Raw genomic sequence first — 15,431 nt, 5'->3', positions numbered from 1 at the left:
AGGGTAAAGACCCTTGCACGCACCTGATCTGACGGATCGACAGATAAGTGGGGACGATCACGATGGCCAGAACCACGCTGACGCGCGACGAGGTGCTGGACGCCGCCGCCTCCCTCGTCAAACAGCACGGCCCGGCCGCCCTCACCATGCGCAAGCTCGCCGCCGAGCTGGGCACCGCGGTGACCTCCATCTACTGGCACGTCGGCAACCGTGAATCCCTGCTCGACGCCCTCGTGGAGCGGACCGTGGAGGAGGTGGGCGCCATCCGGCCGGCCGGCCGCACCCCCGGCGACCGGATCGTCTCGGTCGCCCGGATCCTGCGCCGCGAGCTGCGCGAGCGCCCGCACCTGATCGCGATGGTCCACGAGCGGGGCCTCACCGACCGCATGTTCCTGCCCGCCCAGCAGGCCCTGGTACACGAGGTGCACGCGGCGGGCCTGCGCGGGACCCGGGCCGCGGACGCGGTGCGTGCGATCCAGTTCCAGATCATCGGCTTCGTCCTGGTCGAGCGCAATCGCGAACGCTCCCCCGCCCAGTCCCCCGCCGAGAGCGAGCTCTGGGACCCGGCCGACGCCCCGCACGACCCGCCGCTGGCCCGCGCTCTGGCCCGGCCGGTGGATCCCGAACGGCTCTTCCAGCTGACCCTGCGAGCCCTGGTACGAGCCCTGCTGGCGCCGCCGGCCCGCTAGAACGGGCTTGCCGCCGCGCGGCCCGCCGTGATGGGATCTGCTCCACGGGGGCGGCTCCCCGGCGTGCATCCTCTCCCTTTCACGGAAAGTCCGCGCGCCCTCTCTCCGCCCCCGTTTTCCGTTCGCGGAGGGAAACTGACAACCGTGCCGACCGTGCCCGTCACCCGATCCACCGAAGAGCTCATGCTGCGCCGGCTCCACACCGTCTACGTGGACCGGCCGTCGGCCGCGGCTTCGCCCGGCACCGAGGGGGTCCGCCCGCTGGAGGGCGAACTCCTGGAACGCGGCCACACCATGAGCCGGGAGCTGTACGCCGCCCTGGCCGTCCTCGCGCCGACCGACCTCGCCGAGGAGCGCTCGCGCCTGCTGGCGCTGGCCGACGGGCTCGTGGACACCGGCCGGGGGCCGCGGCCCGCCTTCCGCCGCTTCCCCTTCTCCATCCCGCACGACACCGAGGGCTGGTACACCGGCCGGGTCCGCTCCCTGCTGCGCCTGGACCCCTCCCGGCCCTGCGCCCTCTGCGCCGCGACCCGTCCGGTGCGTCCCCTCGCCCCGTGCGCCCATCTCGTCTGCGGCTCCTGCTGGGAGGGAGCCGACCACAGCGGCTGCCCCGTCTGCCGGCGCCCCGTCGACCCGGACCGGCCCTTCCTCCCCGATTCCGCGGAGGTCCCTGGTGGTGAGGGGACCGGCATCCCGCCCGGCCCGCTCCGGCTGCTGCGGCTCGGCACCGACCCCGCGGCCGACGCCGCCCGGGTGCTGACCCCGCTGCTCGCCCGGCCCGTGCCGCTGTCCCCCGAGGACCGCACCGACCTGGCCCTGCTGCTCCGGCTGGCCCCCGCCCGGCCCGACTGGCTGCCCGCGCGGATCCCCGTACCGCAGACCCTCGCGCTGGTCCTGGCCCGCCTGCTGACCGGACCCGCTCCGCGGGACGCCGTACTGCCGCTGCTCGCCGGGCGGTTGACCTGCGCCACCGACGTGCTGCGGCTGCTCGCCGCGCTGTCCGGAGGGGATCCGGAGCTGCTCGCGCCGCCTCCGTCCGGGTTCCGCTCCCCCTCCCGGCCGCTGCGCCGCGCGCTGCTCGGCGTACTCGACGCGCTGCCCGTTCCCGGGCTCGTCGAGGAGCTGCTGCGGTACCCGACCGCTTGGAAGCGGGCCGCCGAGACCCTGCACCCCTTCGAGCGGTACACCCGCCACCCGCGGGCCGCCCTGGCCTTCGCCGTGCTGCGGGGCACCGCCCCGACCGGCGCCCTGGGCACGGCCCTGCGGGAGAGCGCCGCCGCGCATCCGGACGCCGTGCGCGTCGAGGGGAACCGGCTCCGGCCCGCGAGCCGGACCGCGCGGCTGGAGCGGGCCCTGGCCGGCGGCGACCCCGGGGTCGCCGCCGCGGTGGCCGGGGAGCGCCCGGAGGAACTCGTCCTGCGGCTCGACCACCTGCTGCGCCTGCACACCGGCGACCACCTGGCCCCCGAACTGGCCCGGGAGCTGGCCCGCGGGCTCCCCTCCGTCGGCGCGGGCCCGCTGCTCGCCGCGCTCGGGGCCCTGAACGGGCGCACCCGGGACCGCACCGGCGTGCGGCGGGTGTTCTTCCCGAAGGGACCGGCCGGCCACCTCCGGACCGTGGCGGAGGACCGCCCACCGCTTCCGGGCCCGCTCGTCACGGCGGCCGCGGCCCTGCTGGAGGCGGAGGTGCTGCGCCGGTTCGCCCGCACCGAGGGGGACCCGTACGAGCTGGCCGTCCTGGACTCCGGGCTCGCGGACCTGCCCGTGCCCACCGGGGAGCGGGCCCGCACCGGGTCGCCGGCCGAGGTGCCCCGGGGCAGCCTCCTGGCGCTCCCGACGGGCGGGGCGCTGCGGCTGTTCCTGCACTGGACCGAGGCCCGGGACCAGGTGGCGCACCTGGATCTGGCGGTGGCCTTCTTCGACGCCGACTGGAAGTTCACCGGCCTGTGCGACCGCGACCGCCCGCTGCACGGGAGGTCCGGAGCCGGCGCCGTGCACGCGGGCGGCCACGGCTGGACTCCTGCACCGGTACCGGCGCGGGAGGGCGAGACCGAGTACGTGGACCTGGACCTGGCGGGGCTCGCCGCGCGCGGGGACGCGTACGCGGTGCCCCTGGTGTCCGGCTACAGCGGGGTGCCCTTCGAGGAGCTGGCCCGGGCCTTCACCGGGTTCACCGCCCGGCCGGCCCTCGCGCAGGGCCCCGACGCCTCCTCCCCTTCCCCGGACGATCCGCGCACGGCCGGCCTGCGCTTCGACCTGAGCGGCCCCGCGACGCGGGCCCGGATCCCGATGGTCGTGGACCTGGCCCGACGGCGGGCGCTGTGGACGGACCTGCGCCTGTCGCCGTCCGGGGACTTCGAGAGCACCACCCCGCGCGCCGACCGGATCGCGGCCGCGGCCTCGGACGCGTGGGCCCACTTCACCTCCGGCACCCGCGCCACCCTGTGGGACCTCGCGGTGTGGCGGGCGGCGGCCCGCACCCGGGAGGTGGCGGTCCTGCGGCGGGCCGCCGAGGGTTCGGAGGCTGCCGAGGTGTGGCTCTACCGGGCCGCGGACGACGAGGGACCGGCCACCTTCGCCGCCCGGATCCGCGCCCTGGAGCCGCCCCGGGAGCGCCGCCCCCTCGCGGACGCCGACGCGGAGGGCGCCGAACTGGCCGCCGGGAAGCGCGCGTTCCTCGCTCTGGCCTGCGCGGGCGCGGTCCCCCAGGGCGGTTCGGGCACGGCCTTGCGGCTCTGCTCCAGACCCGCCGAAGTGCCCGGGCCCTTCGCCCCGGTGACGGCCGGGGAGCTCGTGGCGGAGCTGAGCGGGGGCCGGGCGGGGCCGGGCTGAAAGGCCGTAGGGCTTCGGGTGTCGGCGCGGGCCGATATCCTCTGTGACCATGCTCGCCGACCGTACGACCGCAGAGACGATGTGGCCGACCGCGTACCCACAGGGGTACGCGGTCGTCGACGTGGAGACCACCGGGCTCGCTCGCGACGACCGGATAATCTCCGCCGCCGTCTACCGGCTCGACGCTCAGGGCAACGTCGAGGACCACTGGTACACGCTGGTCAACCCGCTCCGGGACCCCGGGCCCGTCTGGATCCACGGTCTGACCAGCGACATGCTCCAGGACGCACCGCTCTTCAAGGACATCGCCGGGGAGTTCGCGGACCGGCTCGCCGACCGCGTGCTGGTCGCGCACAACGCGATCTTCGACTGGCAGATGATCGCCCGCGAGTACGCGCGGGCCGAGGTCACCGCCCCGGTGCGGCAGCGGCTGTGCACCATCGCCCTGTCGAAGGAACTGAACCTCCCGCTGCCCAACCACAAGCTGGAGTCGCTCGCCGCGCACTTCGGCGTGGTCCAGCAGCGCGCCCACCACGCGCTCGACGACGCCCGGGTCCTCGCGGAGGCGTTCCGCCCGTCCCTGCACGCGGCCGCGCGGGACAACGTACGGCTGCCCCTGCTGGAATGCCGGCCGCTGACGGAGTGGTCGGACACCCCCGCCGCCCCGCGCGTCGGGTACCAGGCCTCCTACGGGTCCGGCGGCTCGGGGGCGGCCGGCTGGCGTCCCTCGCGCAAGCGCCCGCCGTGCCCGTACCCGAACCCGGGGCGGTGGGCGGACGGCACCCCGCTCAAGCAGGGCATGCGGATCGCGTTCTCCGGGGACACCTCGGTGGACCGGGAGCTGCTGGAGGACCGCGCGGTGGAGGCGGGCCTGCACGTCGCGACGAGCCTGTCCCGGCTCACGAGCCTGCTCGTGACGAACGACCCGGACTCCTCGACCTCCAAGACGGTGAAGGCGAAGTCCTTCGGGACCCCCGTCGTCGACGAGGCGGCCTTCACCCAGCTGCTGCGCGACGTGGCTCCGGCGGGGGACTGACCGGGGGATCTCCGGGGACGTCCGGCGGATGTCCTGGGGCCGGCCATTGGGCCGGCCGGGTGCACGCTCCGCGACTCACCCCGGTGGATCTTGTTCCGGCGGTCCGCCCTGCGCAGCATGCCGCGCATGGCACGTTGCGAAGTCTGCGGGAACGATTACGGCATGTCCTTCGAAGTCCACGCACAGGGTGCTGTGCACGTCTTCGACTGCTTCTCCTGCGCCATTCACCGCATGGCGCCGATCTGCGAGCACTGCCGGGTCCAGATCATCGGGCAGGGCGTCGAGGCCGACGGACAGTGGTTCTGCGGCGGGCACTGCGCCCGTGCGGAGGGGAAGGTGGGCATCACCGACCGCGTGTGACGTCCGTCCCGCTCTCCCCCCCTTCCGACCACCTCTTCCTCCCTCCCACGACCCCGGACGGCCACCCGGCCGCCGGGGTCCTCGCCGCTGGGGGTAACGTCGTGGGCGTGTACCGCTTTGTACTGACCCGGCAGTGGGTGTGCCTCACCCTCATCGGCCTCGCCCTGATCCCCGCGATGATCAAGCTGGGGTTCTGGCAGTACCACCGCCACGAGCACCGGGTTGCACAGAACGAGCTGATCGACGCGAACCTGCGGGCGAAGCCGGTCCCCATGACCGAGGTCACCTCCCCCGGCCACGTGGTCCCGCGCGCCGACTACTGGCGTGCCGTGACCGCCACCGGTACGTACGACTCCGCGCACGAGGTCGTGGTGCGCATGCGCACCGACAACGACGACAAGGTCGGCTTTCACGTCCTCACCCCGCTGGTCCTGGCCGACGGCCGGGTGGTCTTGGTCAACCGGGGCTGGGTGCAGGGCGGCGACGACCCGCGCGCCTACCCGCCGGTGCCGGCCGCGCCCGCCGGCGAGGTCACGGTCACCGGGCGGCTGAAGGCCGACGAGACCAGCGGCGGCAGCGGCATCAAGGACCGCAAGGGCCTCCCCGACCGCCAGGTGATGCTGATCAACAGCACCCAGCAGGCCCAGTACCTGGGCAAGCCCGTCCTCGGCGGCTACCTGGAGCTCACCGCCCCGGCCCCGGCCGGCGGCGAGCCCGAGCCGGTCGCCGACCCCGACCACGACTCCATCGGGGCGCACATGGCGTACGCCGTGCAGTGGTGGCTGTTCGCCTCCGCGGTGCCGGTGGGCTGGATCGTGCTCGTACGGCGCGAGAAGCGCGACCGCGAGGCGGCGGCCGCCGCCGGGACCGCCTCTTCCGAGCGGGAGCCGGTCGCGACCGCGTAGCGTGTCGGGCATGGATCTTGGACTGAAGGACCGTGTCTACGTCGTCACCGGCGCCACCCGGGGCCTCGGCTACGCTTCCGCCCGCGAACTGACCGCCGACGGCGCCAAGGTGGTGCTGACCGGCCGGGACGCGGCCCGCGCCGAGGCCGCGGCCAAGGCGCTGGGCCCGAACGCGGTGGGTGTCGCCGCCGACAACTCCGACCCCGCAGCCGCCTCCCGGCTCGTCGCCGCGGCCCGGGAGCACTTCGGCCGCCTCGACGGCATCCTCATCAGCGTCGGCGGCCCGGCGCCCGGTTCGGCCGCGGACAACACCGACGAGCAGTGGGCCGCGGCCTTCGAGTCGGTCTTCCTCGGCGCGGTCCGCCTCGCGCGGGCGGCAGCCGTCGAGCTCTCCGACGGCGGGGTCATCGGCTTCGTCCTGTCGGGCTCCGTGCACGAGCCGATCCCCGGCCTCACCATCTCCAACGGCCTGCGCCCGGGCCTGGCCGGCTTCGCGAAGTCCCTCTCCGTGGAACTGGGCCCGCGCGGCATCCGGGTGGTCGGCCTGCTGCCCGCCCGCATCGACACCGACCGGGTCCGCGAGCTCGACGCCCTGTCCGGGGACGCCGATTCCGCCCGCGCCCGCAACGAGGCCGGGATTCCGCTGCGCCGGTACGGCACCCCGGAGGAGTTCGGCCGCTCGGCGGCGTTCCTGCTGTCCCCGGCGGCCTCCTACCTGACCGGCGTCATGCTCCCGGTGGACGGCGGCTCCCGGCACGGGTTCTGAGCCCCGGGGCGCGCCGTCCTCGTCGGCCCCGCCCCCTCACGTCACCCGCCGCGCCCGGCGGGGGGTGACGTGCAGGCGGGCCTCCGCCGGGAGGGCCGGAAGCGCCGCCGAGGTCCGGGCCCGCTCCAGCACCGGGCCGGCCAGCGCCGCCAGTACGTCGGCCGGCACCGCGTACGGCTCCAGTTCCAGGGCGACCCGCAGGGCCGGGGCCCCGCGCCGCCCGCGCAGGGTGACCCGGCACCGGGCCACGCCCTCCACGGCCTCCCGGACATCGGCCGCGACGGCCTCCTCCAGCGCCCGCCCGCGCAGTACGGCGAACGCGCCGTCGCCGGTGTCCACGAGCACCGCCGCGGGCCGGGCCCGCCGCAGCTGGGCGAGCAGCCACCACAACGCGAGCAGGACGCAGACCCCGAGTACGCCGAGCGCCGCCCACCAGGGCCCCGGCCAGCCCCGTCCGTGCGGCGCCAGCAGGGGGTCGTGGCGGCCCTCGAAGGGTCCGGACGCCGTCAGCAGCGAGGCCCCCGCCGCCAGCAGGAGCAGTCCGAGGAGCGCGAGCAGGACCCGGTTCACCGTCCCCAGCGTCACCGGCGGATCACCCGTACCCTCGGCCGCGGCTCGCGGGCCAGGCCCAGTTCGTCCAGGCCGACGGCCAGCACCGCGTCCAGATCGGCCCGTACGTCGTCCAGTTCGCGGAAGTGGGACACGGCCCGGACCCCGACGCGGGCCCGGCCCACCCTGACCCGCACCGACCGCACCCCGGACACCTCCATGGCCCGGTCCCGCAGCACCTGCGCGGCGGCCCTGCGTTCCAGTCCGCCCCGGACCTCCGGATTCCCGCAGGCCATCGGGAGGACGCCGCGCAGGCCCGGGGTCAGGGCGTACAGCAGCAGCACGGCCCCGGCCGCGGCCAGGACCCCGCCGCCGATCAGCACGCCCGGATCGGCCGGGGTGTGCCGCTCCAGCGCGCGGGAGAGCTCCGCCCGCCAGCGCATGCCCGGGCGGTGGGCCCGTACCGCCGCCAGGTCGTACAGGAACAGCCCCGCCACCCCGAGGACGGCGAACGCCCCCACGGCGGCCGGGAGCCGCCGGGGCGACCGGAAGCGGGCGCTCACCGGACCCGCCGGTCCCGCCCGGCGGCGGGCCGCGCGGGGCGCAGGTGCTCGACGTCCACGTCCACCTCGGGTACGGCCATCTCCGCGTACTCCTCCACGCGCAGGGCCACCTGGCGGCGTACGGCCGCGCACTGGGCGGCGAGGTCGGAGGGGTAGGGGAGCTCCAGGACCACCCGTACGCGGGCGATGTCGTGGTGCACGGTGACGGTGGCGTACGGCGGGGCCGCGCCTTCGGGAGCGGGCCTGGACAGCGCCTCCCGGGCGGCCCGGGCCGCGATCTTCGCGACGACCCGGTCGGCGATCCGGGTGGCCCCGCGCTCGGCGGCGGGGACCCGGGGCGGGGTGGGCCGGGGGGTGCTCATCGGTCGCGGTCCCGGTCGCGGTCCCGGTCCCGGTCCCGGTCGCTGCCCCTCGTGCGGAGCCGGTCCCCGTCGCCCCGGGGGCGGAAGAAGTCCCCGGGCTCCAGGTCCCCGTCGAGGATCCGGCCCACGACGAAGCCGATGGCGCCGAGCGCGGCCACCAGCAGGAAGGCCCCGAAGCCGCCGAAGTACCCGGCGAACCCCAGTGCCATGCCGGCCAGCAGACCGACGACCGCCAAGCTCATGCGGGCTCCTCTACTGCAGTCGGGACTCCGGCTCCTCGTCGTCCTCGTCCGGCAGTTTGACGTCGCTGACCGCGATGTTGACCTCGACGACCTCGAGGCCGGTCATGCGCTCCACCGCCGAGACGACGTTCTCACGGACGGCCCGGGCCACGTCCCGGATCGACACGCCGTAATCCACCACGATCTCCAGGTCGAGGGCCGTCTGCACCTCGCCGACCTCCGCCTTCACGCCGCGGCCGACGGTGGATTTGGACCCGCCGGGGACGCGGTCGCGGACGGCGCCGAAGGTGCGGGAGAGGCCGGTGCCGGTGCCCATGGCGTGGACGCCGGCCACCTCGCGGGCGGCCAGGCCGGCGATCTTCTCGACCACGCCGTCGGCGATGCTCGTGCGGCCGCGGTCGGCGGGGGGCTTGGCGGGGCCCCCTGGGGCGGATTCCGACATCTCGTATCCCTTCGCACGTGCGGGCGGGCTCCCGACCACGTTAAGCCGCGGCCCGCGTGGGCGCCGCGCGGGCTGCGCCGGGTTTCGCGCCCGGCGCGGGGCCCGGACCGACCCGGCCCGGCGGTCCGCCGCCGCGGAAGGGCGGCCCTGCGGGGCGAAGTCCCCTACCCGCCCTTCCACCGTTCCCCGGGCTCCGCCCGGACCCGGTCCTCAAGCGCCGGACGGGCTGGGAAGGGTGCCGGGCTCCGCCCGGACCCGTTCGGGGCTCCGCCCCGGACCCCGCTCCTCAAACGCCGGAGGGGCTGGATTTTCCAGCCCCTCCGGCGTTCACGTGCGGGCCGACGCCCGCCAAAATCCAGCCCCGCCGGCGTTTGAGGCGCGGGGGTCCGGGGGCTGGCCCCCGTGCCGCGGCGCCGCGGCTAGTCGGAGAGGCCGGCCAGGTCGCGGAGGCGGCGGGCTTGCGCGGCACGCTCCGCCGCCCGCTGGTCGTCGTACGCCCGGGCACCCGCGCCGCGGAGCAGCGCCTTCGTTTCGGTCACCGCGTCGCGCGGCGGGGCCAGCAGGGCGGTGGCGAGGTCCTGGACGGCCGCGTCGAGCTCGCCCGCGGGGACGACCAGGTTGGCGAGGCCGATGCGTTCCGCCTCCTCGGCGTGGACGAAGCGGCCGGTCGCGCAGATTTCGAGCGCGCGGGCATAGCCGACCGCCGAGGTCAGCGGCTGGGTGCCGCCGAGGTCGGGCACCAGCCCCAGCCCGGTCTCGCGCATGGCGAACTGCACGTCGTCCGCGACGACGCGCAGATCGCACGCGAGGGCAAGCTGGAATCCGGCACCGATCGCGTGCCCCTGAACGGCGGCGACGGAGATGATGTCGTTGCGCCGCCACCAGGTGAACGCCTCCTGGTACTCGGCGATGGTGGAGTCGAGCAGCTCCTCCGAACCGCGCGCCAGGTCGAGGAAGGACGGCTCGCTCTCGAAGCCTTCGGGGGTGAACGCCTGCCGGTCGAGCCCTGCGGAGAAGGACTGCCCTTCGCCGCGCAGCACGACGACCCGGACGGTGCCCGGCAACGACCTACCAGCCTCCGTCAACGCCCGCCAGAGCGCGGGGGATTGAGCGTTTCGTTTGGCCGGGTTGGTCAGTGTCACCGTGGCGAGCGTGTCGTCGACGGTGAGCCGTACGCCGTCCTTGTCGAGCAGAGCCATCTGTGTGCCTCCGGTGGTGTGCCGTCGTTCGGCCGCGATCTCGGCCTAAGTGACTGCACAGTAACCACCCAGCCGGCCATGGAGCCGACCGGGGGTCACCGAAGGACGGTGGAACTGGAACTGGATCTGGAACCGTGAAGCTGAATACGGAAAACCGTTGGAACCAAGGGGAACCAAATGGTCAGGCCGTAGCCGCCTTCTTGCCGCGCGTCGCGCCACCGCGACCACGCAGCGTGACTCCGGACTCGCTGAGCATCCGATGGACGAATCCGTAGGACCGGCCGGTCGATTCGGCCAGCGCCCGGATACTCGCACCGGAGTCGTACTGCTTCTTCAGGTCTGCCGCGAGCTTGTCGCGCGCGGCGCCGGTCACCCGGCTGCCCTTCTTCAGAGTTTCGGCCACCCGTGCCTCCTCATGGGAAGTGCGCTCTGGACTTCTCATGATCACCCCTCCCCGCCTTCCTGGCCACCCATTCAGCAAGGTCGGTACGGCGGCATTTCTTCAGCCGTGGACACCCGAGCAGAACGGAATCTCCTCTTCCGCCGCATGACCTCCGTCACATTTCCGCTCCCCCGGTGTGAATGGCCAGGTCAGGGGCGGGAGCGGAGAAACGGAAGGCCCCGGCGGCATCTCCTGGGAGATGCCGCCGGGGCCTTCGTCGAGCACGGATCGGTATGAGACGGTCTCACTCAGATGATGGATCACGTCTGAGCCGAATGATCCAGAACCAAAGGATCACGGAAGCGGAAGCGACTCAGGCGAGCGCCACGAGGTCCCGGTAGTCCGGGCCCCACAGGTCCTCGACACCGTCCGGGAGCAGGATGATCCGCTCCGGCTCCAGCGCCTCGACCGCGCCCTCGTCGTGCGTGACGAGGATGACGGCGCCCTTGTAGGTGCGCAGGGCGCCCAGGATCTCTTCGCGGCTGGCCGGGTCGAGGTTGTTGGTGGGCTCGTCGAGGAGCAGGACGTTGGCCGAGGAAACGACCAGCGTCGCGAGGGCCAGCCGGGTCTTCTCGCCACCGGACAGGACGCCCGCGGGCTTGTCCACGTCGTCGCCGGAGAAGAGGAAGGAGCCCAGCGTCTTGCGTACGGAGACCAGGTCCAGGTCCGGCGCCGAGGAGCGCATGTTCTCCAGGACGGAGCGCTCCGGGTCCAGGGTCTCGTGCTCCTGGGCGTAGTAGCCGAGCTTGAGGCCGTGGCCGGGGACGACGGTGCCGGTGTCGGGCTTCTCGGTGCCGGACAGCAGGCGCAGGAGGGTGGTCTTGCCGGCGCCGTTGAGGCCGAGGATGACCACGCGGGAGCCCTTGTCGATGGCCAGGTCGACGTCGGTGAAGATCTCCAGCGAGCCGTAGGACTTCGACAGGCCCTCGGCGGTCAGCGGGGTCTTTCCGCAGGGCGCCGGGTCCGGGAAGCGCAGCTTGGCGACCTTGTCGGAGGCGCGGACGGCCTCCAGGCCCGCGAGCAGGCGGTCGGCGCGCTTGGCCATGTTCTGGGCGGCGACCGTCTTGGTGGCCTTGGCGCGCATCTTGTCGGCCTGCGAGTTCAGCGCCGCGGCCTTCTTCTCGGCGTTCTGGCGCTCGCGCTTGCGGCGCTTCTCGTCGGCCTCGCGCTGCTGCTGGTAGAGCTTCCAGCCCATGTTGTAGACGTCGATCTGGGAGCGGTTGGCGTCCAGGTAGAAGACCTTGTTGACGACCGTCTCGACCAGGTCCACGTCGTGGGAGATGACGATGAAGCCGCCGCGGTAGGTCTTCAGGTAGTCGCGCAGCCACACGATCGAGTCGGCGTCGAGGTGGTTGGTCGGCTCGTCGAGGAGGAGGGTGTCGGCGTCCGAGAAGAGGATCCGGGCGAGCTCGACGCGGCGGCGCTGACCACCGGAGAGGGTGTGCAGCGGCTGGCCGAGGACGCGGTCCGGCAGGCCGAGGGCCGCGGAGATGGTCGCGGCCTCGGACTCGGCGGCGTAACCGCCCTTGGTGAGGAACTCCGTCTCCTGGCGCTCGTACTGGCGCAGGGCCTTCTCGCGGGTGGCGCCGGAGCCGGAGGAGATGCGCTCCTCGTTCGCCCGCATCTTCTTGAGCAGGACGTCGAGTCCGCGCGCGGACAGGATCCGGTCGCTGGCCAGCACGTCGAGGTCGCCGGTGCGCGGGTCCTGCGGGAGGTAGCCGACCTCGCCCGAGCGGGCGATGGTGCCGGCGGCGGGCTGGCCCTCGCCCGCGAGGCACTTGGTGAGGGTGGTCTTGCCGGCTCCGTTGCGGCCGACGAGACCGATGCGGTCGCCCTTGGCGACGCGGAAGGAAGCGTTCTCGATGAGGATGCGGGCGCCGGCGCGCAGCTCGATGCCGGTGGCGGTGATCACGGAAATACTCCAGGGCGGGTCGGGACGGCGGAAGGGGGGCAGGACGCGATGCTTCTACGCCGCTAATCCGCGAGGAGATTTGCCATGGGAGTCATTCTACCGGGGGCCCGCAACTACTTTCGGGCCCGGCCGCCCCTTGCCGGACCGCCCCGGGCCCTTCCCCCGTGTCCCCCGTTCGGCCCAGGGAACACGCCTCCGGGCCGGGGGGCGTATGAGGATGAACGGGTTGATACTCACCGCAGGGGCTGATGACACCCACCCCCGGTCAGGAATGGAGGGCGGTGCGGGATGCAGTTCGACGACAACGCCAATCTGGACACTTCCGAGGTCAAGGACGTACGCGGCAGCCGCATCCCGGGCGGGAAGGCCACGGTCGGCGGCGGCATCATCGGCATCATCGCCCTGATCATGGGCCTGCTGTTCGGGGTGGGTCCGGAGCAGCTGGGCCTGTCCGACGGAAGCCCCGAGCCCGCGGCCACCTCCTCGTCCGCCGCCCAGGTGCAGCAGAGCTGCAAGACGGGCGCGGACGCGAACTCCAAGGAGGACTGCCGGCTGGTGGCGGTGATCAACAGCACCCAGGACTTCTGGAAGCAGGAGTTCGCCAAGCGCGGCGCCCAGTACACCCCGGCTCAGACGGTGTTCTTCACCGGCAAGGTGGGCACCGCCTGCGGGGCGGCCACCTCGGCGGTCGGCCCGTTCTACTGCCCCGGTGACCGGCAGGTCTATCTGGACCTGGGCTTCTTCAACGAGCTCCGCACCAAGTTCGGCGCGAGCGGCGGCCCCTTCGCCCAGGCGTACGTGGTGGCCCACGAGTACGGCCACCACATCCAGAACCTGACCGGCACCCTGCAGAAGGCCCAGGACGGCCGGCAGGGCGCGAACAGCAATGCGGTACGGGTCGAGCTGCAGGCCGACTGCTACGCCGGGGTCTGGGCCCACAACGCGACGAAGACCCCGGACGAGTCCACCGGCAAGCCCCTGATCACGAGCCTCACCGACCAGGACATCCGGGACGGCCTGGACGCGGCGGCCGCGGTCGGCGACGACCGGATCCAGGAGAAGTTCCAGGGCCGGGTCTCCCCCGAGTCCTGGACGCACGGTTCGGCCGAGCAGCGCCAGCAGTGGTTCTACCAGGGCTACCGCACGGGCGACATGGCCCAGTGCAACACCTTCCGCTGACTGTCACCGCCGCCTGCCATGCTGTGACGTGGGTCACTGTCCATCCATGGCATGAGAGGGAGTGGTCGTCATGGCAGGCGTTCCGTCCATCTGTCCGGCACTGGTGTACACCGACGCCAAGGCCGCCATCCAGCAGCTCACCGAGGCCTTCGGCTTCACCCAGGTCGCGGCGTACGAGGGCGAGGACGGCTCGGTGGTGCACGCGGAGCTGTCCTACGGGAACGGCATGGTGATGCTCGGCAGCAAGGGCACCGGCAGCGTCTTCGACAAGTCGATGGCGACGGCCGGCCCCGCCGGGATCTACGTGGTCGTCGGCGATGTGGACGCCCACCACCGCCGGGCCGTCGAGCACGGTGTGGAGATCCTGATGGAGCCGACCGACCAGGACTACGGCTCGCGGGACTACATGGCCCGTGACGCCGAGGGCAACGTGTGGAGCTTCGGGACGTACGCGCCGCAGGTCTGAGGGACCGGCGGCGCGTACGCGCCGTTCGTACGGGGCGCTACGCGCCGCCGGTGTGCACCTGGAAGGCGGCCCGGCGCACCGCCTTGGCGAGGGCGGGATCGGGGTGGGCGGCGGCCAGCGCGACCAGCACCTGCACGGTGCGGGGGTGCCCGACCGCGCGGACCTCGTCCAGCAGCCTCGGGACCGTGGTCCGTACCGCGGAGTCGAGGTGGCGGGCGAGCAGCTCGGCCTCGCCGTGGTCGGCGATGGCGGCCGCGGTGTCCACCCAGAGCCAGGTCTGCTCCTCGGCGGTGAGCACGTCCTGCGCCTCGTCGGGGTCGATCCCGTCGTGCTCGGCGAGCCACAGCAGGGCGTAGGGGCGCAGTGCGGCCTCGCGGGAGGCCGCCCGCACCTCCGGCTCGGCGGGGGCTCCGACCACGCGCAGGGCTTCGAAGGCGAGCCCGCGCAGCAGGGCGTCCTCGCCCCGGGCCGCGTGCAGCAGCTCGGAGACCGCGTGGCCGACGGGCCGGGCGGCCAGCCAGGCCTGGTACTCGGCGCGGGCCGGGCCGGGGGTGAGCCGCGCGCAGCCGTGCAGCATGGCCGCGGCGGACTGCTCGATGTTCCCGGCCGGGCTCTGCGCGGCGACGCAGATCTGCTCCAGCTTGACCCAGACGGCCCAGCTCCCGAGCGGGGTGAGGGTGGCCCGGGCGGGGCCGAGGGTGACGGCGTCCACGGCGGCGAGCCCGCCGAGCGCCCAGCGCAGCAGCCGGGCGAGCGGCACGGGCGGGGCGCCCTCGGACGGGGTGCCGGCCGGCGCCGTGGACTCGTAGGGGACCTCGCACCGCTCGTCGCGCAGTTCGTCGACGCGCTGTCCGAGCAGGTCCAGCAGATCGGGGACGGTCACGGGACCGGCGGAGAGCTGGAGCAGGGAGAGCAGCTGGGGCATGGCCTCGACCACCTCGGCGACGGCCGCGGGGGCGATGTCGGCGGGTGCCGGGTGGACCAGTGACCAGGCGTCGAAGAGGGCGACCCAGCCGCGCAGGACGGCGGTGTCGTCCCGGTCCCAGGCGCGCAGGCGCCAGCCCGGCCGGGCGTGCCCGCCGTGCATCTCGATCAGGCCGGCGAGCCGGGCGCGGTCCCAGCCGACCCGGATCTGGCCCGGCGTCAGGCTCAGCTGGGCGGCGGCGCGTTCGGCGTCGGCGGCGGGCAGGGCGCCCGCCGGTGCGGGCCCGGCACCGTCCGCCGCGCCGAGGTGCAGCTCGGCCCAGCGGGCGAGCCGTACGGCGTCGGAGAGGGAGGCGCGGGCCCTGTTCGCGAGGTCGGCCGTGGCGGGAGTGCCCGCCGGAGGCCGCGGGGCGGTCCGGGTGCGCCGGTCGGTCACCGCCTTGCGGGCCGTGGCCACGGACCGCGGGGCGACGAGTCGGAGTCTGGAGTCGCGAGCCAACTGCTCATCAGGCTTTCGGGACGTCACGTGAGCAGTCTCGCCCGTCACTGGCCGAAAGCCCAAA

The 15,431-nt window shown here is 74.1% G+C and carries 16 protein-coding genes and 1 pseudogene; 8 read left to right on the top strand and 9 right to left on the bottom strand.

The genetic code is table 11. From position 1 onward, the window contains the following. Positions 1-62 precede the first annotated feature (62 nt). The 6 genes from NLX94_RS18010 to NLX94_RS17985 all read left to right on the top strand — a co-directional run bounded on the left by NLX94_RS18010 (position 63) and on the right by NLX94_RS17985 (position 6,588). Positions 63-689, top strand: a complete 627-nt coding sequence (locus tag NLX94_RS18010; protein WP_254383895.1) for a TetR/AcrR family transcriptional regulator — start codon at positions 63-65, stop codon at positions 687-689. Positions 690-842: 153 nt separating this feature from the next. Next, positions 843-3,521 carry an MXAN_6230/SCO0854 family RING domain-containing protein gene (locus tag NLX94_RS18005; protein WP_254383894.1) on the top strand — a complete coding sequence of 893 codons (2,679 nt, stop codon included), beginning with the start codon at positions 843-845 and terminating at the stop codon, positions 3,519-3,521. 43 nt (positions 3,522-3,564) lie between these two features. After that, the gene (locus NLX94_RS18000; protein WP_254383892.1) at positions 3,565-4,557 is read left to right on the top strand and encodes a DEDDh family exonuclease; all 993 of its coding nucleotides are present in this window, start codon (positions 3,565-3,567) and stop codon (positions 4,555-4,557) included. Between the two features lie 126 nt (positions 4,558-4,683). Beyond that, positions 4,684-4,917 carry a hypothetical protein gene (locus tag NLX94_RS17995; protein WP_254383890.1) on the top strand — a complete coding sequence of 78 codons (234 nt, stop codon included), beginning with the start codon at positions 4,684-4,686 and terminating at the stop codon, positions 4,915-4,917. A 107-nt stretch (positions 4,918-5,024) separates the two neighbouring features. Further along, on the top strand, positions 5,025-5,822 hold the full coding sequence (locus tag NLX94_RS17990) for an SURF1 family protein (RefSeq protein WP_254383888.1): 798 nt from the start codon (positions 5,025-5,027) through the stop codon (positions 5,820-5,822). 10 nt (positions 5,823-5,832) lie between these two features. Continuing rightward, positions 5,833-6,588 (top strand): SDR family oxidoreductase, encoded by a 756-nt coding sequence (locus NLX94_RS17985; RefSeq protein WP_254383887.1) that lies wholly within the window; start codon positions 5,833-5,835, stop codon positions 6,586-6,588. A 36-nt stretch (positions 6,589-6,624) separates the two neighbouring features. Here the strand turns inward: NLX94_RS17985 and NLX94_RS17980 are convergent, their stop codons facing one another. From NLX94_RS17980 to NLX94_RS17945, 8 genes and pseudogenes are all read right to left on the bottom strand, one after another. Then, the gene (locus NLX94_RS17980; RefSeq protein ID WP_254383885.1) at positions 6,625-7,173 is read right to left on the bottom strand and encodes an alkaline shock response membrane anchor protein AmaP; all 549 of its coding nucleotides are present in this window, start codon (positions 7,171-7,173) and stop codon (positions 6,625-6,627) included. Beyond that, entirely contained in the window at positions 7,170-7,700 is a 531-nt protein-coding gene (locus NLX94_RS17975) for a DUF6286 domain-containing protein (RefSeq protein WP_254383883.1), read from the bottom strand. Before NLX94_RS17975 ends, NLX94_RS17980 begins: the two co-directional genes overlap by 4 nt. Then, positions 7,697-8,062: an Asp23/Gls24 family envelope stress response protein gene (locus NLX94_RS17970; RefSeq protein ID WP_254383882.1), complete on the bottom strand. Its 366-nt coding sequence runs from the start codon at positions 8,060-8,062 to the stop codon at positions 7,697-7,699. Before NLX94_RS17970 ends, NLX94_RS17975 begins: the two co-directional genes overlap by 4 nt. 53 nt (positions 8,063-8,115) lie before the next feature. After that, positions 8,116-8,304, bottom strand: a pseudogene (locus NLX94_RS17965) (hypothetical protein); the annotation flags it as partial. 10 nt (positions 8,305-8,314) lie between these two features. Beyond that, positions 8,315-8,746: an Asp23/Gls24 family envelope stress response protein gene (locus tag NLX94_RS17960; protein WP_254383879.1), complete on the bottom strand. Its 432-nt coding sequence runs from the start codon at positions 8,744-8,746 to the stop codon at positions 8,315-8,317. A gap of 419 nt (positions 8,747-9,165) precedes the next feature. Further along, the gene (locus tag NLX94_RS17955; protein ID WP_254383878.1) at positions 9,166-9,945 is read right to left on the bottom strand and encodes an enoyl-CoA hydratase/isomerase family protein; all 780 of its coding nucleotides are present in this window, start codon (positions 9,943-9,945) and stop codon (positions 9,166-9,168) included. Positions 9,946-10,126: 181 nt separating this feature from the next. Beyond that, positions 10,127-10,348 carry a helix-turn-helix domain-containing protein gene (locus tag NLX94_RS17950; protein ID WP_204357858.1) on the bottom strand — a complete coding sequence of 74 codons (222 nt, stop codon included), beginning with the start codon at positions 10,346-10,348 and terminating at the stop codon, positions 10,127-10,129. Between the two features lie 352 nt (positions 10,349-10,700). Continuing rightward, complete coding sequence (locus tag NLX94_RS17945; RefSeq protein ID WP_254383877.1) at positions 10,701-12,299, bottom strand: ABC-F family ATP-binding cassette domain-containing protein; 1,599 nt, start codon at positions 12,297-12,299, stop codon at positions 10,701-10,703. A 288-nt stretch (positions 12,300-12,587) separates the two neighbouring features. Between NLX94_RS17945 and NLX94_RS17940 the strand changes: the two genes are divergently transcribed. Beyond that, complete coding sequence (locus tag NLX94_RS17940; protein ID WP_254383876.1) at positions 12,588-13,478, top strand: neutral zinc metallopeptidase; 891 nt, start codon at positions 12,588-12,590, stop codon at positions 13,476-13,478. 70 nt (positions 13,479-13,548) lie between these two features. Then, positions 13,549-13,944 (top strand): VOC family protein, encoded by a 396-nt coding sequence (locus NLX94_RS17935; RefSeq protein ID WP_254383875.1) that lies wholly within the window; start codon positions 13,549-13,551, stop codon positions 13,942-13,944. A 37-nt stretch (positions 13,945-13,981) separates the two neighbouring features. Here NLX94_RS17935 and NLX94_RS17930 read toward each other — a convergent pair whose 3' ends face one another. Then, positions 13,982-15,394 carry a hypothetical protein gene (locus NLX94_RS17930; RefSeq protein WP_374683972.1) on the bottom strand — a complete coding sequence of 471 codons (1,413 nt, stop codon included), beginning with the start codon at positions 15,392-15,394 and terminating at the stop codon, positions 13,982-13,984. Positions 15,395-15,431 lie beyond the last annotated feature (37 nt).

The sequence above is a fragment of the Streptomyces sp. TBY4 genome, from assembly GCF_024213195.1.
Lineage (GTDB): Bacteria > Actinomycetota > Actinomycetes > Streptomycetales > Streptomycetaceae > Streptomyces.
This window is presented reverse-complemented; position numbering and strand designations above follow the sequence as displayed.